The sequence below is a fragment of the Micromonospora sp. WMMD734 genome, from assembly GCF_049178975.1.
In the GTDB taxonomy this organism is placed as follows: Bacteria; Actinomycetota; Actinomycetes; order Mycobacteriales; family Micromonosporaceae; genus Micromonospora; species Micromonospora wenchangensis.
In genome coordinates this window covers 5,100,604-5,117,742 of the sequence record NZ_JBMHMK010000001.1, presented here as the reverse complement: position 1 = coordinate 5,117,742, position 17,139 = coordinate 5,100,604, and the positions used below count along the sequence as shown (strand labels likewise).

General features: G+C 71.3%; 13 protein-coding genes. 7 read left to right on the top strand and 6 right to left on the bottom strand.

Going from position 1 to position 17,139, the window contains the following annotated elements:
- Window positions 1-41: 41 nt before the first annotated feature.
- Both ACN267_RS21875 and ACN267_RS21870 read right to left on the bottom strand, forming a co-directional pair.
- Window positions 42-980: an NADP-dependent oxidoreductase gene (locus ACN267_RS21875; protein WP_281900863.1), complete on the bottom strand. Its 939-nt coding sequence runs from the start codon at window positions 978-980 to the stop codon at window positions 42-44.
- 175 nt (window positions 981-1,155) lie between these two features.
- Complete coding sequence (locus ACN267_RS21870) at window positions 1,156-2,010, bottom strand: helix-turn-helix domain-containing protein (RefSeq protein WP_421489546.1); 855 nt, start codon at window positions 2,008-2,010, stop codon at window positions 1,156-1,158.
- A gap of 170 nt (window positions 2,011-2,180) precedes the next feature.
- On the opposite strand from ACN267_RS21870, the gene ACN267_RS21865 reads away from it, so the two are divergent.
- A complete protein-coding gene (locus tag ACN267_RS21865) occupies window positions 2,181-3,512 on the top strand; it encodes an alpha/beta hydrolase family protein (protein WP_204958881.1) in 1,332 nt (443 codons plus the stop codon).
- 106 nt (window positions 3,513-3,618) lie between these two features.
- Here the strand turns inward: ACN267_RS21865 and ACN267_RS21860 are convergent, their stop codons facing one another.
- From ACN267_RS21860 to ACN267_RS21845, 4 genes are read right to left on the bottom strand one after another with little or no spacing between them, the layout of a single operon-like run.
- Entirely contained in the window at window positions 3,619-4,263 is a 645-nt protein-coding gene (locus ACN267_RS21860; protein ID WP_421490478.1) for a response regulator, read from the bottom strand.
- 15 nt (window positions 4,264-4,278) lie between these two features.
- Entirely contained in the window at window positions 4,279-5,700 is a 1,422-nt protein-coding gene (locus ACN267_RS21855) for a sensor histidine kinase (RefSeq protein WP_281900859.1), read from the bottom strand.
- A complete protein-coding gene (locus ACN267_RS21850) occupies window positions 5,693-6,463 on the bottom strand; it encodes an ABC transporter permease (RefSeq protein WP_421489545.1) in 771 nt (256 codons plus the stop codon). Before ACN267_RS21850 ends, ACN267_RS21855 begins: the two co-directional genes overlap by 8 nt.
- Entirely contained in the window at window positions 6,460-7,185 is a 726-nt protein-coding gene (locus ACN267_RS21845) for an ABC transporter ATP-binding protein (protein WP_204958883.1), read from the bottom strand. The genes ACN267_RS21850 and ACN267_RS21845 overlap by 4 nt, the downstream gene beginning before the upstream one ends.
- 169 nt (window positions 7,186-7,354) lie before the next feature.
- Between ACN267_RS21845 and ACN267_RS21840 the strand changes: the two genes are divergently transcribed.
- The 6 genes from ACN267_RS21840 (at window position 7,355) to ACN267_RS21815 (ending at window position 17,133) form a co-directional block, all read left to right on the top strand.
- On the top strand, window positions 7,355-8,530 hold the full coding sequence (locus tag ACN267_RS21840; protein WP_421489544.1) for a metallophosphoesterase: 1,176 nt from the start codon (window positions 7,355-7,357) through the stop codon (window positions 8,528-8,530).
- 1,661 nt (window positions 8,531-10,191) lie between these two features.
- On the top strand, window positions 10,192-11,745 hold the full coding sequence (locus tag ACN267_RS21835; RefSeq protein WP_204958885.1) for an amino acid adenylation domain-containing protein: 1,554 nt from the start codon (window positions 10,192-10,194) through the stop codon (window positions 11,743-11,745).
- 4 nt (window positions 11,746-11,749) lie between these two features.
- On the top strand, window positions 11,750-11,971 hold the full coding sequence (locus ACN267_RS21830) for an acyl carrier protein (RefSeq protein ID WP_204958886.1): 222 nt from the start codon (window positions 11,750-11,752) through the stop codon (window positions 11,969-11,971).
- Window positions 11,968-13,287 carry a flavin monoamine oxidase family protein gene (locus tag ACN267_RS21825; protein WP_204958887.1) on the top strand — a complete coding sequence of 440 codons (1,320 nt, stop codon included), beginning with the start codon at window positions 11,968-11,970 and terminating at the stop codon, window positions 13,285-13,287. Before ACN267_RS21830 ends, ACN267_RS21825 begins: the two co-directional genes overlap by 4 nt.
- A gap of 34 nt (window positions 13,288-13,321) precedes the next feature.
- The gene (locus ACN267_RS21820; RefSeq protein WP_204958888.1) at window positions 13,322-15,049 is read left to right on the top strand and encodes a class I adenylate-forming enzyme family protein; all 1,728 of its coding nucleotides are present in this window, start codon (window positions 13,322-13,324) and stop codon (window positions 15,047-15,049) included.
- 134 nt (window positions 15,050-15,183) lie between these two features.
- Entirely contained in the window at window positions 15,184-17,133 is a 1,950-nt protein-coding gene (locus ACN267_RS21815; RefSeq protein ID WP_421489543.1) for an FAD/NAD(P)-binding protein, read from the top strand.
- The last annotated feature ends 6 nt before the right edge of the window (window positions 17,134-17,139 follow it).

The following is a 17,139-nucleotide window of genomic DNA, read 5'->3' as shown; positions in this document are numbered from 1 at the left end:
TCGACGTCACCTGGTTTGTGCCGCCGGCCGGACGGTCGCCCTCAGGCCGTGAGGACGACCGTCTTGCCGGGCAGCTCACCCGCGCCGGCCCGGGCGTGCAGCGCGGGCAGCTCGGCAAGCGGCACCCGCTGGGCCACCTCGACGTGCAACTCGCCGGTGCCCACCCGCGCCGCCAGGTCGGCGAGCTGGTCGGCGTCGCTGCGGACGAACAGGTCGATGCCGCGTACGCCACGCGCCCCGTCGGAGGGGGCGGGCATCCAGACGGTGGTGTTGACCAGGGTTCCACCGTCACGGATCAGCGTGACCAGGGCGGCGAGCTGCTCCGGGGCGACCGGGGCGAGGTTGAGCACCAGGTCGACCGGCTCGGTCACCGCCGCCGTCACGTCGGTGCTGGTGTGGTCGACCACCTCGTCGGCCCCGGCGGCCCTGACCCGGTCGGCGCTGCGGGGGCTGGCCGTGGCGATCACCTGGGCACCGGCCTCCTTCGCCAACTGCACGGCGTATCCGCCGACCGCGCCGCCGGCCCCGTTGACCAGCACCCGCTGGCCGGCGGTCAGCCTGCCGTGGTCGAACAGCGCCTGCCACGCCGTCAGCCCCACCAGCGGAAGCGCCGCCGCATCGGCCAACGGGATGTTCCCCGGCGCCCCGGTCAGGATCTCCGCCGGCGCGATCACGTACTCCGCCGCCGCCCCGGTCCCCGTCATCGGCAGGAAGCCGATGACCCGGTCGCCGACCGCGATGTCGGTCACCTCGGGACCGACCGCGTCGACCGTGCCGGCGACGTCGAGGCCGGGAGTGTGGGGCAGCTCGACCGGGATCGGGCCCTGCATGAAGCCCGCGCGGATGTTGCCGTCGACGCCGTTGAACGACGTCGCGGCGACCCGGATGCGGACCTGACCGACACCGGGGACGGGCTGCTCGACGTCCTCGTAGCGGAGCACCTCGGGGCCGCCGAACTCGTGAAAGCGCACTGCCTTCATTGCCTGACCTGCTTTCCTGGACGCCGTCGGTGAGCCTCGGGCGCGAAGCGGTGCCGTCGCGGCAGCGCCGCGCGGTGCGGAGGCATCCGGCCCGGTGTCACCAGGGTCGCCCGGAGGCAGCCGCCGGATCCGCGGTCGCCGGATACGTCACCCAATCTGGCAGGAACCGGCGCGGTCAGCCTGGGCCAGGTTGGCCCACCCTGATGACGGCCGGCTCACCGGCGTCGTCGACGATCTCGGCGAGCCGCGCCGCATCGGCCGAACGCGGTGCCGCGGTGAGCATCAGGGCCGCCAGATCGTCACCCGGGATGGTGACCAGGCTGCCGACGAGGGTGACGACACCGCCGTCCGGATGGACGAACGCGGCGCTGCTCTCGTAGGCCGTCACCGGACGCGGCTCCCGCCACAGGGTGTCGAACAGACCGCTGCGGCTGCGCATCTCGTCCACCAGCCCGGCGAGGGAGGCATCGGCCGGGTAACGCAGCACCGCGCTGCGCAGCCGGGCGACGAGGACCGCCTCGTGATCGGTCGCCTCGGCCGCCGACTGCCGGAAACCACGGAACGGATCGCAGAACGTACGCCAGGCGACGTTCCACTGCCACGGGTCCCCGGTGAGTTCCCAGTGCCCCAGGGCCAGGAACGCGGTGTTCACGGCGACCAGGTTCATCGCCGCGTCGGAGACGAACATCGGGGTGTCGGTGAACCGCTCCAGCAGCCGCATCGCGCCCGGACCGATCTCGTCGGGCACCCGCCCGTCCGCGGCGGCGTACCCGGCCAGCGCGCAGAGCCGCTCGTACTCCGCCCGCCCGACCCGCAGCGCACGGGCGATGGCGTGCACCACCCCGGCCGACGGATGACTGCGCCCCTGCTCCAACCGGCGTACGTAGTCCGCCGACATGCCCGCCAGATCGCCGAGTTCCTCCCGCCGCAACCCCTGCACCCGCCGCCGGCCGACCGGCAGCCCGACCGTCGCCGGCGTCGTGCTCTCCCGCAACTGGCGCACCGCGACGCCGAACTCGTGACGTTCCACGGTCCCAGTCTGCCCCGACCGGCCGGACCGCAGGTCGCGGGTGGTCCCGGGGGTTATCCCCGGTACGACGGCGGGTGGAAGCCGCCTTCTGTCGCCCCTGTCGCGCTCCTAGCGTGGGAACGACCGAGGGCGGCCGCAGGCGCAGCCCCGGTTTCCCGAGGAGCCCGTTCATGGCACGAAGAATCCGCACAGCCCTGTTCGCCGCGTTGGTCGCCGGCTGTCTGACCCTGACGAACGCGGCACCCACCTTCGCCGCCGGCACCGTCGAGCCGTCCACCCGGCATCCAGGTGACGGGCCGACCTGGCGTCCGGGTGACGGCCCGGCCCGGCTGAGACTGCCGACGCCGACCGGGCCCTATCCGGTGGGCACCGTCGACCTGCACCTGGTCGACCGCTCCCGCACCGACCCGTGGGCGACCACCCCGGCCTCCCGCGAGCTGATGGTCAGCCTCTGGTACCCGGCCACCGACGTGGACCGCTTCCCCCGGGCACCCCACATGCTGCCCGGCGCGGCGGCCCACTTCGGCAGCGCCGACGGGGTCGGGACCAGCCTGTACGACATACCGGCGGGCGCGGTGGACTTCGCCGCCACCCGGACCAGCGGTCACCGGGGTGCGCCGATGGCGCGGCGCGCGCGACCGTTCCCCGTGGTGTTGTACTCCCCCGGGGCCGGCGACCCGCGGACCTGGAACACCACGGTGGTGCAGGACCTCGCCAGCCGGGGGTACGTGGTGGTGACCGTCGACCACACCTACGAGACATCCGAGGTGGAGTTTCCCGACGGCCGGGTCCTCACCACCGTGTTGCCGCAGCTCTTCGAGCAGGCGCAGCAGCCCGACGACTTCCAGCGACTCGCGGCCCGTGTGTTCGACACCCGGGTCGCGGACATCCGCTTCGTGCTCGACCAGCTGGCGGCCCTGCACCGGGGTGGCAACCCGGACGCGGAGGGCCGGCCGCTGCCCCGGGGCGTGGCGGGCGGCCTGGACCTGCGCCGGGCGGGCATGTTCGGTGTCTCGGCGGGCGGGATCACCGCTCTGCAGGTGATGAGCGAGGACTCCCGGATCAGGGCCGCGATCGACATGGACGGCAGCATCGAGTCACCGATCGTCCCGGATGCCCTCCGGTTGTGGCCGGTGACCCGTACCGGTCTGGACCGGCCGTTCATGTTCGTCGGTGACGCCGGCACCGACCACCGGCAGACGCCGTCCTGGCGGATGCTGTGGGACAACAGCACCGGTTGGCGAGTCGACCTGCGGCTCGACGGGGCGCCCAGCGAGGACGCGTACAAGGACATCGTGCCGCTGCTTCCGCAGATCGCCCGGCAACTCGGCCTTCCCGACAGCTTCGTCACCGAGACCATCGGCACCCTCGACCCGGCCCGCGCCGTCCGCACCCAGGAGACCCTGGTCACCGCCTTCTTCGACAGGTGGTTGCGCGGCCGGGACGGGCACCTGCTGGACGGTCCGTCGCCACGACTGCCCGGCGTCACCTTCATCCCCTGACCCGCGAACCACCCCGCCGGCCGGTGGCCCTTCGGCTGCCGGCCGGCGTTCGTGTCGGTCGCCGGCCGACGGGCATGCACGCCGGCCGGCGTCGGACCGGGCACGGTCAGCCGCCGAGGTGGCGCAGGACGGCCAGCACCCGGCGGTTGTCGCCGTCCGAGGCCGGCAGCCCGAGCTTCGCGAAGATGTTCGCCACGTGCTTCTCCACCACCCCGAGGGTGATGGCGAGCGCCGCCGCGATGCCGGCGTTGGACCGGCCCTCGGCCATCGCCGAGAGCACCGCACGCTCGCGGGGGGTCAGCGACGCCAGCCCCGCCACGTCCCGCCCGGCCCGCATCAGGTGACCGACCACCTCCGGATCGAGCGCGGTGCCGCCGGCCGCCACCCGGGTCAGCGCCTCCACGAAGTCGGCGACGTCGGCTACCCGGTCCTTGAGCAGGTAGCCGACCCCGCTGGGCCGGTCGGTGAGCAGGCGGGTCGCGTAGCGGGTCTCGACGTACTGGGAGAACACCAGCACCCCGACCCCGGGATGGTCGCGGCGGATGTCGATCGCGGCACGCAGCCCCTCGTCGGTGTGCGTCGGCGGCATCCGGATGTCGACCACTGCCACGTCCGGCAGGGCGTCGGCGACGGCCGACCGTAACGAGTCCGCGTCGGCCACCGCCGCGCAGACCTGGAAGCCACGGTCGGTGAGCAGCCGGACCAACCCCTCGCGCATCATCGCGGCGTCCTCCGCGATCACCACCCGCATGCCGTCGCCTCCCATTCACACCTGTGTGGGTAGCTCGATCTCGACCCGGGTGGGCCCGCCGACCGGGCTGTGCACCATCATCCGGCCGTCCACGACGGTGATGCGGCGGGCCAGCCCGGTCAGGCCGGGGCCGGCCGGGTCCGCCCCGCCGGTGCCGTCGTCGGTGACACCGAGCGTCAGACTGCGGCCGGTGCCGACGACACCGAGCCGGACCCGGGTCGCGTTGCTGTGCTTCGCGGCGTTGGCGAGCAGTTCGGCCGCGCAGAAGTAGGCGATCGTCTCGATCGCGGGCGCCGGCCGGTCGGGCAGTTCGACCGTCACCGTGACCGGGAGCGCGCTGCTGGAGGCCAGCGTCGCCAGCGCGTCGCCGAGACCGTTGTCGAGCGCCGGTGGGTGGATGCCGCGCACCAGGTCGCGCAGGTCGGCGAGGGCGTCCTTCGCGCCCTGGTGGGCGAGGGCGACCAGCTCGCGGGCCTGCGCGAGGTCGGGCGGTGGGCCGTCGACGCCGAGCTTCTCGGTGGCCATACCGAGGTTCATGGCCAGCGTCGCCAGCCGGATCTGCGCGCCGTCGTGCAGGTCCCGTTCCAGCCGGCGCATCATCGTGGCCGCGTCGTCGATGGCCTGGGCCCGGCTGACCTGGAGCTGCCGCACCCGTTCGGCGAGCCGGCGCGGACCGAGCAGCCACCGCATCGCCGCCAGGTCGGCCGTCGTGCCGATCCGCATCAGCGTCGGTGCCACCAGGAGCATGGCCAGACCGGCCGTCGCGATGAGGAACGTGCCGGCGAGCGTGCGCGCGCCGATGGGGCCGAACGGGGTCAGCGCCAACACCGGCCCGAGGCGGGTGCCGGGCGGGTGGTTGCGGAACAGCGGCCACCACAGCGGGTAGCTGAGGTTGACCGGCCCGAACACGTAACAGAACACGCCGTAGCCCTGCGGGACGGCCAGTGGCACCTTGAGCAGGGCGTACCCGCAGGCCCGCCAGCCCGGCCCGTCGGTGACCAGCGCACCGGGCCGCCGCGACGACCGTGGCGGCGGAGCTTCCAGGTGTACGCCGAGCAGCCGGGACGCGAGCCGGCGGTGCACCGCTCCCGTCGCGCGCCCGGCCGGGGCGGCCAACACGACCAGCAGCGCGACGGTGAGCGGGAACAGCACCAGGAACAGCGGCGCGACGGTGGGGGCGGGCTCACGGGACATGGCCCCGGTGGCCCACAGGACGAGGGCACCCACGGCGGGCACGAGCATCGGTGCGGCCAGGACCGCGACCGCGCTGAGCACACCGACCACGCAGAACACGGCCTGACGCAGGACGGGTCCGGTGAACGGTGCGCGCAGCGCGGTCATCGGCCCATTCTGGCCGATGACCGCGCTGCTGCCTGTTCCGTTGCGACCGGCCCGGTCGTGGCCGGCCCCGCTGTCGTCGGCCCGTGGGTCACGCATCCCGGGAACGGAGCAGGACGCCACCACACACGATCGCCACCGCCGCGTACCCGCACATCAGCAGCACGCTGACCCACCCGGTGAACAGCCCGGACCCGGGCGAGAGCACCGCCACCGAGTTGAGCAGCATCAGCAGCGGCATGAAGCGTCCGACGACGACGCCGTGCTCGCCGAACAGCCCGACCACGATCGTGGGGACGAACATCAGACCGAACAGCATGCCGATCGCGGCCCCCGAATGCCGCACCAACGCCCCGATACCCACCCCGATCAGCGCCGTGGCGGCCAGATAACCGCCGGTCAGCAGGACCGCCCGCAGGACCGCCGGGTCCCCGAGGGAAGCGGTCGGGATGGCGGTACCACGGATCGCGAGCTGCCCGCCCAGATAGCCGGCGAACGTCCCGGCCATGCCGACGGTGAGAGCCGCGCCACCGCACACGGCGGCCTTCGCCGAAAGGACCGTCCGACGCCGCGGTACGGCGGCGAACGTCGAACGGATCTGCCCGGTGCCGTACTCGCCGGTCACCAGCAGGACGCCGAGCACACCCAGGAACAGTTGGGCCAGGAGGGCGCCGCTGAGGCTGTTGTTCAGGATCTGGGCGGTGGTGGCGACCGGCGTGTGGGACCGGTAGCCGAGGCCCACCCCCACCCCGGTCGCCGCCATCGACAGCACCGTCGCGGACGTCAGCCACCAGGTCGACCGGACGCTGCTCAGCTTGATCCATTCCATCCGGGCCACCTGCCGGAATCCGTAGCCGTTCATGACACCTCCGTGCCGCGGTAGTCGGTGGTCTGCGAGGTGAGCCGGAAGAACGCGTCCTCCAGCGTGTCGTGGCGGCCGGCGAGTTCGGCGACGGTGGTCTCCGCCAGCAGTTCGCCCCGGCCGATGACCACCAGCTGGTCCGCGGTCAACGCCATCTCGGCGATCAGGTGGCTGGACACGAACACCGTCCGACCCTCGGCGGCGAGTGCGCGCAGCAGGCTCCGGATCCAGCGGATGCCCTCCGGGTCCAGCCCGTTGACCGGCTCGTCGAGCAGCAGGACCCCCGGGTCGCCGAGCAACGCCACCGCGACGCCTAACCGCTGGCGCATGCCGAGCGAGTAGGTGCCGGTGCGCCGCTTCGCCGCATCGGACAGACCCACGAGGCGCAACACCTGATCGACGCGCGATCGGGGGATGTCGTTGCTGGCGGCGAGCGCGGCCAGGTGCGCGTAGCCGCTGCGACCGGGGTGGAACGCCCCGGCGTCGAGGAGTGCGCCGACCGACCTCAACGGCCACGTCAGCTTCGCGTACGGCACACCGCCGATCAGTGCCTCCCCATGGTCCGGGGCGTCCAGCCCGAGGATCATCCGCATCGTCGTCGACTTGCCGGACCCGTTCGGGCCGAGGAAGCCGGTCACCACCCCCGGCTGTACCCGGACGGTCAGCCCGTTCACGGCGACCCGGTCCCCGTACCTCTTGGTCAACTCCCGTAGTTCGATCACCAGATCGACGTTAGGCAACAGCGTCCGCGGTCAGAAGCCGGCAGGCACCCGGCTCCGCCTGGCGGTTTTCCCCCAGCTCCCGGTTTCGCCGGGCGTCCGGGTGTTTTCCGGCGTGGTCGATCCAGCCCGGACCGTGTCATGCTGCACGGGCCCCGACGGGAGGACGACGATGGCTGCTGGCGATGCCGTACAGGTGCGGCCGAGGCGAGGCTCGCTGCGACCGCTGCTGTCCGGGGCGACGCTGGTCGCGGTCCTGGCGTTGCTGTTCGGGCTGCCGTGGTGGACGTTGACGGTGGCGGCGCGCTGGCCGACGCCCGTGCAGGCCGCCGGCACGACCCTGTTCGTGGGCGCGCTCGTCGCGTTCCCCGTACTGATGTATCTCGGGCACGGCCGCCGGCGGCTGGACGCGGCGGCCCGCGCCGGGGACACCCTGCTCGGCCTGGTGTGGATCCTGTTCGTCTGGGCGCTGATCGGCAACGTCGCCCGGCTCCCGCTGGCCGCGATGGGGGTCGCCGATCCGGCGCGGTCCCGGTTCGTGGCGGCCGGTGCGGCGGTCGTCGCGGTCGTCCTGGCCGTCTGGGGTTACGTCGAGGCGATGCGGGTGCCCCGGGTCCGGCGGGTGGAGGTCACCATCGACCGGCTGGGAGCCGGTCTCGACGGGGTCCGGGTGGTGCTGCTGACCGACACCCACTACGGCCCGATCGACCGGGCCCGCTGTTCCGCCCGGACGATCGAGGTGGTCAACGGCCTGGCCCCCGACATCGTCTGCCACACCGGCGACATCGCCGACGGCACCGTCGACCAGCGCCGGGCGCAGGCGGCGCCGCTGGGCACCGTGCAGGCCCGGCTGGCCCGGGTGTACGTGACGGGCAACCACGAGTACTACGGCCAGGCGCAGGGCTGGGTCGAGCACATGCGGGCACTCGGCTGGGAGCCCCTGCACAACCGGCACCTCGTGGTGGAGCGGGACGACGCCCGGCTCGTCGTCGCCGGGGTGGATGACCTGACCGCCGCCTCCTCCGGCGTCGCCGGGCACCGCGCCGACCACGCCGCGGCGCTCGCCGGCACCGACCCGCGGTTGCCGGTGCTGCTGCTGGCGCACCAGCCGAAGCAGATCGGCGACGCGGTCGCGGCCGGCGTGGATCTGCAACTGTCCGGGCACACCCACGGCGGCCAGATGTGGCCGTTCCACTACCTGGTCCGGCTCGACCAGCCGGTCGTCCAGGGCCTGAGCCGGCACGGCAGGACCCAGCTCTACACGAGCCGGGGGACCGGCTTCTGGGGCCCGCCGTTCCGGATCTTCGCGCCGAGCGAGATCACCCTGCTCACCCTCCGGGCCGGGTAGTGCTCCAGCCACACCTGGCCGGACGGACGAGGCCGCAGGTCTGATCCGGGTCGGCGAGCGCACCCTGTCCGAGGGCGACCTGGTGACGATCGACGGTACCGGCGGCGCGGTCATCACCGGGCGGCGCGGACCGGTCGACCCGGGTGGCCCCGGTCCGGGCGAGCGGTTTCGGCCCGGTCGCGCACCGCAGAAACAGCGCCGTGGTCGATGGTCCCGCAAGGGATGACCACCGTCGTACGGCCGACCGGGGTGTTCTCACCATTCACTGCGAGTTGAGAAATTCCGGTTGACAGGTCTCCGACAACTCGTCGGTCGGATCGTGCATTGTGTAAACACTTTGTTTCGCGGCACTTGGCGGACTCTGAGGTCGTGTCATCTGTGCAGTGGTAACGCCGCGGGCGGCGCGTCGATAAAGATCAACGTTTGGGTGTCCGCGCCCCGCCGATCACTGCGCACACCACCGCCGGGGTGGTGAACGGGCAGCCGGTCACCACCGGTGACCATGGCCGGGCGCAGCACGTTCGGGGGTCGGTGCGGCGGCGCGATCTCGGCAAGTGCTGACGGCATCAGCGGGTGCTGCTGAATGCCGGGCCCGGGTCGCCCGGGCGGCGGCCGGAAATCCTAATGGTCCGGCGGGTAGCTGCGGCGGCGACCCTGCAGGTGTCCTGAATATGGGAAAGTATGTGTATCGTAGCAGCTCAAATGGCATATGTGGGCGAATGGCCGGGCGGCGTCGGGGCATTGGTGGGCGCGGGTCGGTGGATACGTACGTGAATCTTGCCAAATGGGTGCGGGGCGGTGTGGGAGCGACGTTTTTCCCACTCGCATTTATCCGTTTTCGACACGCATCGCCCCATGGTCCCCGGTTCGTCGGAGGATAGGCCCGGCTGCTCCGGCCGGGGTGGCGCTCGGGCGTGGGTGTGGTCCGGGCGGGTGTGGCGGCAGGGGATGCCCCGGCTGGCCGCCGGGCGGTCCATCGGGGCCGAGTTTGCTCGCTGCGGTGCTGATCAGAGGCGGTAAGGCCGCTGCTGGTCGGGCGTCGGCCGGCCGGCGTCCGGTCGAGGGGCTGGCCGCCCGGGCGGGATTCGGCGGTGGGTCCGGCCCGAGCGGGTGAGCGCTGTCGACCGGCACCGGTCCCGTCGTGGGGGTGCCAATGGCGCACCCGTATCGGTTGCCACCAGCGGATATTCGGAAGAACAGTGGCCGGCGGCCAGAGAAATTCGAGGATCGGTCGAGGGTGGCTCGGCGCCTCATCCTGCGCACCGTTTCGCGCAGAGCCCATTCGTGGCAATTTGCACCTACTGGCGCGTTAGATCTAACCTCATTGTGAAATCTGCTGTCAGAAAACGGTCAGTCCGACTCGCGGGCACCGCCGGGCGTGTCGGCGGCGTGGCCGCGGCTTCCTGGACATCGCCGCAGAACATCGGTCTATCTGCGGTTTGCTGTGCCCGCTTCTGTGTCCTTGGGAGCCGGTGAATCCTCTACCAGGGCTAAGGGAACCAGCAAAGCGAGTGATTTGCATGATTGGCTCATCCCATGCATGATGGGCGCGGAGCAAGCCGCCGTCCAACATTGGTCCAGCCACTTGGACTATTCGGGCCTGTTCGAATTGCGAAGGCACTCGGCCCAGGGTGGACCGTGTGGCGAGCACGGGGGGTTCCATGTCACAGCACGATGGAGAGGCTGCGGCCTCGGACGATTTACTTGATCATTTTCACCGGACCGCGCGCCGTCACCCGGAGTCACCGGCGATCAGCGAGAACGGTCGGGTGCTCAGCTACGCGCAGCTTGAACGGATGGTCCGGGAGACGGCCGCCGAGATCGGCCCGCAACCGGGTGTGGTCGGCGTGCGGACCGCACGATCAGCCGACACGATCGTCCGGCTGCTCGGCGTGCTCGATGCGGGTGGGACCTACTGCCCGATCGACCCGACCTTCCCGGTCTCCCGACAGCAGGAACTGGTGACGGCGAGCGGATCCGCCCGGATACTGCCGGCGGCACCCGAGCCGTCCACGTCGGGAAGCCTCGTTGGCGGTCCCACCGACCCGTTCGCGGACAGCATGCACGAGACGGTCGGCGATCCGGCGACCTTCGGCGCACCGGACCCCGACGACCCGGCGTACGTGCTGTTCACCTCGGGATCCACCGGGACGCCGAAGGCGGTGCTCACCCCGCGCCGGGCGATCACCGCCGCCACCCGCTCGCTCGCGGAGCTGTTCGACATCGGCCCCGGCGACCGGGTTCTCCAGTTCGCCTCGCTGAACTGGGACACCTGCTTCGAGGAGATCCTGCCGACCCTCACCAGCGGAGCGACCCTGGTCTTCAACAGCGAGGCCTACTCCGGATCGTTCCCCCGCTTCCTGCGGATGGTCGCGGCGGAGGGGGTGACCGTCCTGGACCTGCCGACCGCGTTCTGGCACGAACTCGTGCACTACCTGGTGGAGGACGAGGCCACGCTGCCCGCGTGCGTACGACTGATGATCATCGGTGGTGAGGCGGCCAGCCCGGCCCGACTGGCCGACTGGTGCGCCCGCGACACCGCGGCGATCCGCCTCGTCAACACCTACGGCTGCACCGAGACCACCCTGGTCACCCACGCCGTCGACCTGCACGGCCCGCGTACGCCGGGCGTCGGGTCCGGATGGGACCCGACCCGGCGGGTGCCGATCGGACGGGCGCTCCCGCACGTGCGGGAGCACATCAGCGACGAGGGTGAGCTGCTGATCGGCGGGGCGTCGGTGGCGTTGGGCTATCTCGGCCTGGCGGCCGAGACCGCCGCCCGGTTCGAACTGCTCGATCTCGGCGACGGGCCGCAGCGTTACTTCCACACCGGTGACCGGGTGAGCCGGGCCGTGGACGGCACGCTGATCCACGAGGGTCGGCTCGACAGCCAGATCAAGGTGCGCGGGTTCCGCGTCGACCCGGGTGAGGTCGAGGCCCAGATCTCGGGCCAACCGGACGTGGCCGCCACCGCGGTCGTGGGTGTCACCGTCGCCGACCACACCACCATGACCGCGTACGTGGTGCCCCGTCCCCGGGCCGACACCGAGGTGCTCGGCGCGGAGGTCCTGGCCTACCTGCGTACCAGGGTTCCCCGACATCTGGTGCCCAACCGGATCATCGTCGTTCCGGACCTCGTCTACACGTCAAGTGGCAAGGTCGACCGCGCCGGGTCGCATCGGCGGTACGCGTCCGACCACCTTTCAAGGAGCTGAGCCAATGAGCGCCGCCGGAGTGACCGACATCTTCCGCAGGGTTCTGCAGACCGACGACATCGCGATGAGCTCGGACTTCTTCGAGCTGGGCGGAGACTCCCTGCTCGCGACGCGGGTGCTGAGCGCAATCGCCCGCGAGTACGGCGTCGAGCTGTCCTTCGAGGACTTCCTCAACGGTCCGTCGCCCGACCATCTGTCCGAGAAGATCGCGAGCGTGGTCCAGTGAGCGTCATCGTTGTCGGTGGCGGTCTGGCCGGCCTGACCGCCGCGACGGAACTCGTCTCGGCCGGTGTCGAGGTGACCGTTCTGGAGGCACGCGACCGGGTCGGGGGGCGTACCCACGGCATCGAGGTCGCGCCGGGCAACTGGGTCGACGCGGGCGCGGCGTACCTGGGTGAGCGGCACACCAGCCTGCTGGCCCTGCTGGCCCGCACCGGCCTGAAGACCACGCCGACGACCATGGCGGGGGCCAGCACGTTCGCGCTCAACGACGGGCGGGACACCAGCCCGGGGCGGTTCCCGCCGCTCAACGCGGTCGCGTTGGGCGGGATGTTCGACCTGCTCGACGAACTGGTCGCGAGCGTACGGGTGGACGCGCCCTGGCTGACGCCGAACGCGGCCGAGTTGGATGCCATGACGGCGGCGCAGTGGGCGCGGCACAACCTGCCGCATCCGGACGCGCAACTGTTCTTCCCGCTCTTCCTCGGCGAGATGATGGCCGCCGACCCGGCGGACATCTCCGTCCTGCACATGGCGTTCTACCTGCGTTCCGGTGGCGGAGTCAGCTATCTCAACGCGTTCGAGGGCGGGGCGCAGGAGGAGCGGGTCGCCGGTGGCGCGCACCAGGTCTGCGAGGTGCTCGCCGCCGCGCTCGGCGACCGGGTCCGGCTCTCCGATCCGGTACGGGCGATCCACCAGGACGCCGACGGTGTCACGGTGTACGCGGCCAGCGGCGAGCTGCGCGCGGACCGGGTGATCGTCGCGCTGCCGCCGTTGCTGGCCGACGGCCTGGAGTACCACCCGGCGCTGCCGGCTCCGCGTGCCTCCGCGCAGACCGCTCCCGGATGTGCGGTCAAGCTGCACCTGGTCTATCCCCGCCCGCTGTGGCGCGAGCACGGTCTGTCGGGCTGGTCGGTCAGCGCCGACGGCCCGTTGCTGTCCACCGTCGACGACTCCCCGGAGGGCGGGGTCGGGGTGCTGACCGGGTTCGTCACCGGCAGCGAGGCCCGCCGGTTCGGCGCGCTCACCTACGCCGAGCAGCGCGCCGCGGCCTTCGCCCAGGCCCGTCAGCTCTTCCCGCAGCTACCGGACCCGGTGTCGTTCTTCGTGACCGACTGGGTCACGGCGGAGTACAGCCGTGGCTGCTACGCCGCGCTGTTCGGCCCGGGGGACTGGATGCGGCACGGCCCCCACCTCACCGAGCCGCACCAGCGGGTGCACTGGGCGGGCACCGAGACGAGCACCGAGTTCTTCGGCCTGATGGAGGGTGCGATCCGCTCCGGCCATCGAGTGGCCGCGGAAATCACCGCAGAGCAGCACTGAGCCACGCAGAGCACTGAGAGCCTAGGAGATCTCGATGAGCGCGATCAGCCCCATCGCCCCACTGTCGGTTCGGCGCGAGATGATGACCGACCCGACACTCGGCGCCGGCAACTTCCTCCAGCGTGCCCTTGAGCTGAACCCGAACCGCAACGTGCCGTACGCGTACAGCCACTCGACCGACCACCGGGGCGCCGTCGTCCTGCGTGGTCACAGCCTGGTGGATCTCGCCGCGCTGCGGGACCGGTACGCCAAGTGGTACTGGGCGAACGGCGTCCGTCCGGGTGACCCGGTGGGTGTCCTGGTCGCCGAGGGGCTTGAGCCGTTGCTCCACTACTTCGCGCTCACCTCGCTCGGGGCGATCCCCGCGATGGTGAACGACGCGATGCCGACGAACGGCGCCGTGCGGTACCTGGACCACGTGGGCGTGGTCGGCGTGGTCTCCGACGACCCGACCCGGCTGGTCGCGGCGTACCGGGCGAACCAGCGCAAGCCGCGCTTCGTCGTGCCGACGGCAGAGATCCGGGCGTACGACCCGCAGCCCGGTGAGCTGCCCGAGTGGTTCCCGTACCAGCACAAGGACGACGAGGTGGTGGCGCTCATCCACTCCTCCGGCACCACCGGCACCCCGAAGTCCACCATGCTGGCCCACAAGCAGTTCTGGAACGGCAAGCAGCCCCGCATGGTGCGGTTCCCGGCGGAGTCGTACGACAAGCTCATGTCCCTGATGCCGCACACGCACGCCGGCGGCCTCAGCTACTTCCTGACCACGACGTTGCTCGGTGTACCGACGGTGGTGATGGGGAACTGGCGGCGCGAGGTCGTCGAGCCGGTGATGGAGGCGTTCCAGCCGACCATGATCGCATCGTTCCCGCGCACCTATGTGGAGCTGGCCACGGGTGACCTGCCGGTCCGGGGCGCGGCGAAGGTGCACAGCTGGTTCAACACCGGCGACGGTGCGCACTACGGCCACATCCGTCGACTGGTGACGCTGGGCGAGCGGCCGGCGGGGCTGATCAAGCCGTGGCTGCTGCCCGACGAGAAGGCCGAGCAGCCCGCGCTGCCGGGGTCGCAGTTCATCGACGGGCTGGGCTCCTCCGAGATGGGGATGGCGCTGTTCGGGCAGGTGACGACGCCCGAGTCGGCCCGCAACGACCGCTGCGTCGGCAAGCCGCTCGAGGTGGTCCACCGGGCCGCCGTCCTCGACGAGGAGGGTCGCGAGCTGCCCGACGGCACGGTGGGTCTGCTCGCCGTGCAGACCCCGTCGCGTACCCCGGGCTACTGGAACGACCCGGTGCTGACCCGCTCGTTCGAGCTCAACGGTTACTGGTTGACCGGTGACGTGGCGTACCGCGACAGCGAGGGCAACTTCTACCACCTCGACCGTACGGTCGACGTCATGGACACCGCGTCCGGGCCGGTGTACAGCCTGCCGATCGAGGAGGTCCTGCTGGCCGACTGCGCGGAGCTGTTCTGGGACTGCGCGGTGGTCGGTGTCCCGTCGGCCGACGGGGCCGGTCAGGTTCCGGTCGCCACGGTCCGGTTGCAGCAGGATGCCGGCGACCCGCCGCTGAGCGAGTTGCTGGAGCACGCCAACAAGGCCCTGACCGAGGCGAACCTGACGCCCCTGGCGGCGCTGCTGGTGGCCCGCACCGACGCGGACTACCCGACCGGCGTCACCGGGAAGTCACTCAAGCGTGAGCTCAGGACCCGGCTGTCCACCCTGCTCACGGATCCCGCGCGTCGGAGCGAGTACTCGGACTGACATCGACGAAGCCGCCGCTCTGTGCCCGATCAAGGGCACAGAGCCGGTCGGTCGCGTCCGGGTGGCCCAGGTTTGACCGCCCTTTGCTCGCACCGCTTCAGACCTTCAATTCAGACTCGGGGAGACGAAGAGCTGTGACGGAGAGCGACATCACCACGTTGTGTGTCATCGGAATGGGACCGCGCGGGTTGTCGGTGGCCGAGCGGGTCGCTGCCAACGCCTCCGTGACCGGACAACGCGTGGTGTTGCACGTCGTCGACCCGTACCTCGGTGCGGGCGGACGGGTGTGGCGGTCCACCCAGTCGCCGGTGCTGCTGATGAACACGGTCGCCTCCCAGGTGACCATGTTCACCGACGGGAGTGTGCAGTGCGACGGCCCGATCCGGCCCGGACCCAGCCTGCACGAGTGGGCCGGACTGGTCACCCTGATGGAGTCGGTGGACAGGTACCCGGAGGCGGTACGGGACGAGGCCAGGCGGTTGGGTCCGGACTCGTACCCGACCCGCGCGTTCTACGGGCACTATCTACAGTGGGTGCTCGACCACGTGGTGCGCACCGCCCCGGCCCACGTCTCGGTGCACCTGCACGCCGACACCGCAGTCGCCCTGGACGACGCGCCCGACGGTACCCAGTCGGTGACCCTCGCCGACGGGCAACGGCTCACCGGGATCGATTCGGTGGTGCTCACCCTCGGGCACGTCGACATGGCGCTGAGCGGTTCCGAGGAGGAACTGGTCGCCTACACCGAGGCCCAGCGGGTGACCTATCTGCGCACCGCGAATCCGGCCGAGGTGGACCTGGACGTGATCACGCCGGGGCAGCGGGTCGCGTTGCGCGGCATGGGGCTGAACTTCTTCGACTACATGGCGTTGCTCACCGTCGGGCGCGGCGGACGGTTCGTGCCCGGCGACGACGGGTTGACCTACCAGCCCTCCGGCAACGAGCCGCTGATGTTCGTCGGCTCACGCCGTGGTGTCCCGTACCACTCCCGGGGCGAGAACCAGAAGGGCGCCTTCGGCCGGCACATGCCGCTGTTCCTCACCGTCGAGGTGATAGGCGAGCTGCGGGACCGGCACGAGGGCGGCGACCCGGTGGAGTTCGTCGCCGACGTGTGGCCGTTGGTCGACCGGGAGGTCCGGGCCGTCTACTACCACGCGCTGATCGCTGCCCGGGACGGGCAGGAGGCGGCGGACTCCTTCCTGTGGGAGTTCTGCCAGTGGCAGACCACGACACCGTCGGTCGACGAGAAGCTGCTCCGGCACTCCGGGGTGCCCGAGTCGGACTGGTGGAACTGGGACCGCGTCGCCCGACCGTACGGTGATCAGGAGTTCCGTAGTAACCAGGAGTTCCAGGACTGGCTGCTCGGGTATCTGCGCCAGGATGTCGTGGAGGCACGGCTCGGTAACGTGCGGGGCCCGATGAAGGCCGCCCTGGACGTGATGCGGGACCTGCGCAACGAGATCCGGCTCGTGGTGGACCACGCCGGCATCACCGGCGGCTCGTACCGCAGCGAGTTGCAGTCGTGGTACACGCCGCTGAACGCGTTCGTGTCGATCGGACCGCCGCCGAGCCGGATCGAGGAGCTGATCGCGCTCATCGAGGCCGGCGTGGTCAACGTCATCGGGCCGGGGTTGACGGTCACCCCGACCCGGCACGGGACGGGGCTCGTGGTGAGCTCCAGCCAGATCCCGGACTCGACGGTGGAGGTGTCCGCGCTCATCGAGGCGCGACTGCCGGAGGTGGACATCCGGTCCACCGAGGACCGGTTGCTGCGCAGCCTGGTGGCCCGGGGACAGTGCCGCCCGTACCGGATACCGGACCCGGAGCGGGGGGAATACCAGACCGGGGCGATGGCGGTGACCCGTCGGCCGTGCCGGCTGATCGACAGATCCGGCCGAATTCACCCGAACAGGTACGCCTTGAGCATACCGACTGAAACCGTGCACTGGGCGACCGCGGCGGGCATCCGACCGGGCGTGGACTCGGTCATCCTGGGTGACGCGGACGCCATCGCACGGGCCTGCCTGGCCATCCCGGCCGTTCCTCAGGCGCCGTCGACGATGTCGACACCCGTCGCATCCTGACCGGTC